The organism is uncultured Flavobacterium sp. (assembly GCF_937967675.1).
Classification (GTDB): Bacteria; Bacteroidota; Bacteroidia; order Flavobacteriales; family Flavobacteriaceae; genus Flavobacterium.
Genome location: NZ_CALBSN010000164.1, coordinates 22,715 through 28,844 on the forward strand (window position 1 = coordinate 22,715; position 6,130 = coordinate 28,844).

The 6,130-nt window shown below is 34.4% G+C and carries 6 protein-coding genes and 1 tRNA gene; 6 read left to right on the forward strand and 1 reads right to left on the reverse strand.

Annotated elements, in window-relative coordinates; genetic code table 11:
- The first annotated feature begins 1 nt into the window (after position 1).
- Together Q0075_RS11200 and Q0075_RS11205 are read left to right on the forward strand one after the other, a co-directional pair.
- Entirely contained in the window at positions 2–328 is a 327-nt protein-coding gene (locus tag Q0075_RS11200; protein WP_297869586.1) for a multidrug efflux SMR transporter, read from the forward strand.
- Positions 328–1,560, forward strand: a complete 1,233-nt coding sequence (locus Q0075_RS11205) for a 3-phosphoshikimate 1-carboxyvinyltransferase (protein ID WP_297869587.1) — start codon at positions 328–330, stop codon at positions 1,558–1,560. Before Q0075_RS11200 ends, Q0075_RS11205 begins: the two co-directional genes overlap by 1 nt.
- Positions 1,561–1,568: 8 nt before the next feature.
- Here Q0075_RS11205 and Q0075_RS11210 read toward each other — a convergent pair.
- Positions 1,569–1,642: transfer RNA gene (locus tag Q0075_RS11210), tRNA-Pro, on the reverse strand.
- A 155-nt stretch (positions 1,643–1,797) separates the two neighbouring features.
- Here Q0075_RS11210 and queA point away from each other — a divergent pair.
- The 4 genes from queA to Q0075_RS11230 all read left to right on the forward strand — a co-directional run bounded on the left by queA (position 1,798) and on the right by Q0075_RS11230 (position 5,955).
- The gene (gene queA, locus Q0075_RS11215; RefSeq protein WP_297869588.1) at positions 1,798–2,847 is read left to right on the forward strand and encodes a tRNA preQ1(34) S-adenosylmethionine ribosyltransferase-isomerase QueA; all 1,050 of its coding nucleotides are present in this window, start codon (positions 1,798–1,800) and stop codon (positions 2,845–2,847) included.
- Between the two features lie 129 nt (positions 2,848–2,976).
- The gene (gene kynU / locus Q0075_RS11220) at positions 2,977–4,257 is read left to right on the forward strand and encodes a kynureninase (protein WP_297869589.1); all 1,281 of its coding nucleotides are present in this window, start codon (positions 2,977–2,979) and stop codon (positions 4,255–4,257) included.
- A gap of 22 nt (positions 4,258–4,279) precedes the next feature.
- Positions 4,280–4,819 carry a hypothetical protein gene (locus Q0075_RS11225; protein ID WP_297869590.1) on the forward strand — a complete coding sequence of 180 codons (540 nt, stop codon included), beginning with the start codon at positions 4,280–4,282 and terminating at the stop codon, positions 4,817–4,819.
- A gap of 59 nt (positions 4,820–4,878) precedes the next feature.
- Positions 4,879–5,955: an agmatinase family protein gene (locus tag Q0075_RS11230; protein ID WP_297869591.1), complete on the forward strand. Its 1,077-nt coding sequence runs from the start codon at positions 4,879–4,881 to the stop codon at positions 5,953–5,955.
- Positions 5,956–6,130 lie beyond the last annotated feature (175 nt).

Genomic DNA, 6,130 nt, shown 5'->3' on the forward strand with positions numbered 1-6,130 from the left:
ATTGAATTGGATTTTACTCATAATAGCTGGCTTATTCGAAGTTGGTTTTGCTACTTGCCTCGGAAAAGCAAAGGAATCAACCGGAAACACTTCTTTACTTTTGTACGGAGGTTTTTTAGTTTGTCTTTCTATTAGCATGATTTTGCTGGTAAAAGTCACAAAAGAATTGCCTATCGGAACCGCTTATGCAGTATGGACAGGAATTGGCGCTGTAGGAAGTGTTTTAGTTGGAATTATCGTTTTTAAAGAACCCGCTACTTTTTGGCGCGTATTTTTTATTAGTACCTTAATACTCTCAATAATTGGATTGAAAGTCGTTACCAAATAATGGATTTACTTTTAACATACAGCTCGCAGCTTGCAACTCGCAACTCGCAACTTTCCATCACAGGAAGTAAATCTGAGACGAATAGACTATTGCTTTTGCAAGCTTTGTATGCCAATTTAATTTTGGAAAACACTTCCAATTCTGATGACTCCGAAGTGATGCAAAAAGCATTGCAAAACTCCCAACTCATAGACGTTCACCACGCAGGAACAGCGATGCGGTTTTTAACTGCATATTTTTCTATTCAAGAAGGAAAAGAAGTAGTTTTAACAGGCTCTTCCCGAATGAAAGAACGTCCTATTCAAATTTTGGTTGACGCTTTAAATCAGTTAGGAGCCGAAATTACTTATGAAGAAAAGAAAGGTTTTCCTCCAATAAGAATCAAAGGGAAAAAAATAACCCAGAATAAAGTATCACTGTCAGCCAATGTAAGCAGTCAATATATTTCAGCCTTGTTGTTAATTGCGCCCAAATTAGAAAAGGGTTTGGAATTAACCTTAGAAGGCGAAATCACTTCGATCCCCTACATCAAAATGACGTTAGCACTATTGAATGAAATAGGAATTGAAACTTCTTTTGTTGGAAATAAGATTGTGGTTTGTCATGCTGAACTCGTTTCAGCATCTCAGTTAACTGTAGAGTCCGATTGGTCATCTGCATCGTATTGGTATTCCATTGTGGCGTTATCTAAAATCGGAACTCAAATTACTCTTTCTAGTTATAAAGAAAATAGCTTGCAAGGCGATAGCGCTTTGGTAACCATATATCAAGATTTTGGTGTTGAAACTACTTTTAATACAGATAATTCAATCACGATTTCTAAAATAAACAATTGTCAATTGTCAATTGTCAATTATCAATTAAATAATTGTCCCGACATTGCTCAAACCATAGCGGTAACTTGTTTCGGATTAGGAATAGGTTGTGAATTAACGGGATTACACACGTTGAAAATCAAAGAAACCGATCGTTTAGAAGCTTTAAAAATGGAGTTAACTAAGTTAGGAGCCGATATTTCAGTCACTAATGATGCGCTATATTTAAAATCTTCAGTAACTATTAAAGAGAATGTAAGCATCGCTACTTACCAAGATCATAGAATGGCAATGGCATTCGCACCTTTAGCTTTGAAAGTTCCAATACTAATTAATGAAGCAGAAGTAGTTTCTAAATCGTATCCCGATTTTTGGGAAGATTTGAAAAAAGCAGGATGTTCTATTGAAGAAATTTAGAAAGAAAGTCGGGATGACTGGATTCGAACCAGCGACCCCTAGCACCCCATGCTAGTACGCTACCAGGCTGCGCTACATCCCGAAACTATTGCAAAAATAATAACTTTAATTAGATTTATAAAAAATAAACATCAATTTACTTGACAACCCCTATTTGCAGATTGTATATTTGCAAACTTGTTTAGGAGTTTAAAATCTCTTTAAACTTTTAAACTATAAACTTTTAAACCTAAAAGAATGAAATTATCTCATTTCAATTTCAATTTACCAGAAGAATTATTAGCTGAATTTCCAACCGAAAACAGAGATGAATCTCGATTAATGGTGGTAAACAGAAAAACAGGAACTATTGAACATAAATTATTTAAAGATGTTATTGATTATTTTGATGACGGAGATGTAATGGTGTTAAACAATACTAAAGTTTTTCCAGCTCGTTTGTACGGAAATAAAGAAAAAACCGGTGCTCGTATCGAAGTTTTCTTATTAAGAGAATTAAATGCCGAACAACGTTTGTGGGATGTTTTAGTAGATCCAGCACGTAAAATTCGTATCGGAAACAAATTATACTTTGGAGACGACGATTCGTTAGTGGCTGAAGTTATTGATAACACTACTTCTCGTGGTAGAACATTACGTTTTTTATACGATGGTTCTTACGAAGAATTCAGAGAAAAATTAGTAGAGTTAGGAGAAACTCCTATTCCTAAATACATCAATCGTGAAGTAACGCCAGAAGACGCAGAGCGTTATCAAACCATATACGCTAAAGAAGAAGGTGCTGTTGCAGCTCCAACTGCTGGTCTACACTTTTCTAAGCATTTATTAAAACGTTTAGAAATTAAAGGTGTTGATTTTGCAGAAGTAACGCTTCACGTAGGTCTTGGTACTTTCAATCCAGTGGAAGTAGAAGATTTATCAAAACACAAAATGGATTCTGAAGAAATGATTATTTCTCAAGAAGCTTGTGATATAGTAAACAATGCGAAAGCAAATAAGAAAAAAATCTGTTGTGTAGGAACAACTTCAATGAGAGCAATGGAAAGTTCGGTTTCTTCTCAAAGAACTTTGAATCCTTATACAGGTTGGACTAATAAATTCATTTATCCTCCTTACGATTTTAGTATTGCAGATTGTATGATTACTAACTTCCACACCCCAAAATCAACATTATTAATGATGATTTCAGCTTTCTGTGGTCATGACTTAATGATGAAAGCTTACAAAGAAGCCATCCAAGAAAAATATCGTTTTTATTCTTACGGAGACGCGATGTTAATTATATAATTTAAATCCCAATCGAAAGGTTGGGATTTTTTATGTTCTAATCCGCTCTTATCAAATTCCTTTTGTCTTTTTTAAAAGTTGGACACCTACTAACTTTTGCCTATTTTTGCTAACCAAATAACCAAGAAAATGATTTTTGAAAATACTCGTGAATTCGCACAAAGTTTAGACGTTCAAGACGAATTAAGAAAATACAGAGACGAATTTTACTTTCCACATGTCAACGGAAAACAAGTAATTTATTTTACTGGAAATTCATTGGGTTTACAACCTAAAAGAACGAAAGCTTACGTGGATGAAGTGATGAACGATTGGGCCAATTTAGCGGTAGAAGGACATTTTTATGCCGATAAACCTTGGTGGGATTATCAAGAACGATTCGCTGCTCCGTTAAGCGAAATTGTTGGAGCAAAACCAACAGAAGTAGGAGTAATGAATACCTTAACTGTGAATCTTCATTTGTTAATGGTATCGTTTTACAACCCAACGCCAAAGAAATACAAAATCATTTGTGAGGAAAAAGCGTTTCCAAGCGACCAATACATGTTCCAAAGTCAAGTGAAATTTCATGGATATGATCCAAAAGATGCTATCGTAGAAATTAAACGAAGAGAAGGAGAAGCCAATATTCGATTAGAAGATGTATTAACTAAAATTGATGAGGTTGGGAATGAATTAGCTTTGGTTTTAATCGGTGGCGTGAATTATTATACAGGACAAGTTTTTGATATGAAAACCATTACCGAAGCTGGGCACAAATATGGCGCTTATGTAGGTTGGGATTTAGCGCATGCCGCTGGAAATATCAAATTAGCATTACACGATTGGAATGTAGATTTTGCTGCTTGGTGTAGTTATAAATACATGAATTCCGGACCAGGAAATGCTTCAGGATTTTTTGTGCACGAAAAACATCACAATGATAAAGAACTAAAACGTTTTGCAGGTTGGTATGGTCATAATAAAGAGAAAAGATTTAAAATGGAACCTGATTTTGACCCAGTTCACGGAGCAGATGGATGGCAAATTAGTAATCTTCCAATTTTATCTTTAGCACCATATTTAGCTTCGGTAGAAATGTTTGCTGAGGTTGGGATGGATAAACTAATCACAAAACGAAATTTAATAACTTCTTATCTAGAATTCATTCTTCATGAAATTGATAAAGAATTAGAAGGCGCGGATTTCGAAATTATTACACCATCCAATCCAGAAGAACGCGGATGTCAGTTGTCAGTATACCTTCACGGACAAGGAAGAGAGCTATTCGATAGATTAATGAAAAACGGCGTAATTACGGATTGGAGAGAGCCAAATGTAATTCGTTTAGCACCAGCGCCATTCTATTGTTCTTTCGAAGATATGTACGAATTCGGACAAATATTGAAAAGATTGATTTTGGAGAAATAGTGTAAACTTAATTTAATTAAAATTGAAGTCATCTTTTTTACTTTTTTCTCTTATTTTATTTTTGAGTTGTAAAACTTCGAAAACTGAAGTCGAACATTTAAAAGAAAATGAAATTACCTTATTTTATGATACAGGGGAAGTAAAAAATATTGGAGTCATTGATGCTTTTTACAAAGAATATAATAATTTTAGAGTAGGATTTTGGAAGGAATTTTATAAAAATGGGAAATTAAAATCAGAAGGTAATTATAAATTAGATACTTATAAACAATGCTGTGTAAGTGGATTTTGTGATGGTTATTACAGTTACAAATATGGGGAATGGAAATATTATCATGAAAATGGAAAATTAAAGGCAAAGGGTACATATCGAATTGGTAAGAAACATAAAAAAACAAGTTGTGAAGGAGGTGATGAAATAAATTTTGGTTATGTCACGAACAATTGGAAATTTTATGATGTAGATGGAAATGAAATAAAGCCTTCTGAAAAAGACATTTTAGAAATTGAAAATAGTAGTTATCTTGATGAATTTGAGATGAGTAAATACTTAAATAATTAATTTTGAATAAATAATTACTTAGGGTTCAAAACTTGAAACCTGAAACTTAAAACAAAAAAATGACCAAACAACAAATCATAGAAAATTTTGACCCATCACAACCTGGGTTAGCAGATGCAACCGTTTTTGGATTGCCATTTTCAGCAGAGCAAAGTGAAATTATTGTAGTTCCAGTGCCATGGGAAGTAACGGTAAGTTATGGAGCCGGTGCTTCAGAAGGACCCGATGCTATTTTAGACGCTTCTTTTCAGGTGGATTTAAATCATCAAGAGTTTCCTGAATTATGGAAATTAGGAATTTACATGGATGAAGCTCCAGAACATTGGGCAAAGAATTCTGAGAAATATAAAGGAATGGCACAACCTATCATCGAAGCGTTAGAAAATGGAGAAGATGTATCAGTGTTTCCCGCCCTGCAATCCGATTTGGATAAAATCAATAAAGTGTGTAAGGAATTGCATCAAGAAGTAAAAGACCGCGTTTTGCATTGGATGAACCAAGGGAAAAAAGTGGTGCTTTTAGGTGGAGACCATTCTACGCCACTAGGGTATTATCAAGCTTTAGCTACTAAATACGACAACTTCGGAATCTTACATTTAGATGCCCACATGGATTTACGAATCGCTTATGAAGGATTTACTTATTCGCACGCATCTATTATGTACAATACGTTACAAATTCCTCAAGTTTCTAAAATTGTTCAAGTAGGAATTCGCGATTTTTGTGAGCAAGAAGTGGAAGTGGCGTTGAAAGATAGAGTTTTAGTGCATACCGATATGGATTTAAAACAAGAAGCTTTCGAAGGTAAAACGTGGCAACAACAATGCGACCATATCATCGCTTCATTACCAGAAAAAGTTTGTATTTCTTTTGATATTGACGGAATGTATCCTTGGTATTGTCCAAATACAGGAACTCCAGTTCCGGGCGGATTTTCATTTGAGCAAGCCGCTTATTTGTTCAGTCGTTTAGCTGAAACTAATAAAGAAATCATCGGATTTGATTTGGTAGAAGTAGCTCCAGGAGATGATGATTGGGATGGAAACGTAGGAGCAAGAATGTTATTTCACATGTGTGGTGCTTTTGCGAAATCTCAGAAAATGAATGTGGGGAATAAAATTAAATTTAATAAGTAAAGTTTAAAACCGAAGTCTAAAAAGCTTCGGTTTTTTTATAAGTTATTGATATCCTCCAAAATCGAAATCGCTTTTTCTTTTGTTGCTGCTAATTCCTCTGGTTCCATTTTTCTTAGTAGGGCTAACATCATGCTCATTCTTTGATTATTGGCAAAATGCTGTTTTTTCTCATCTA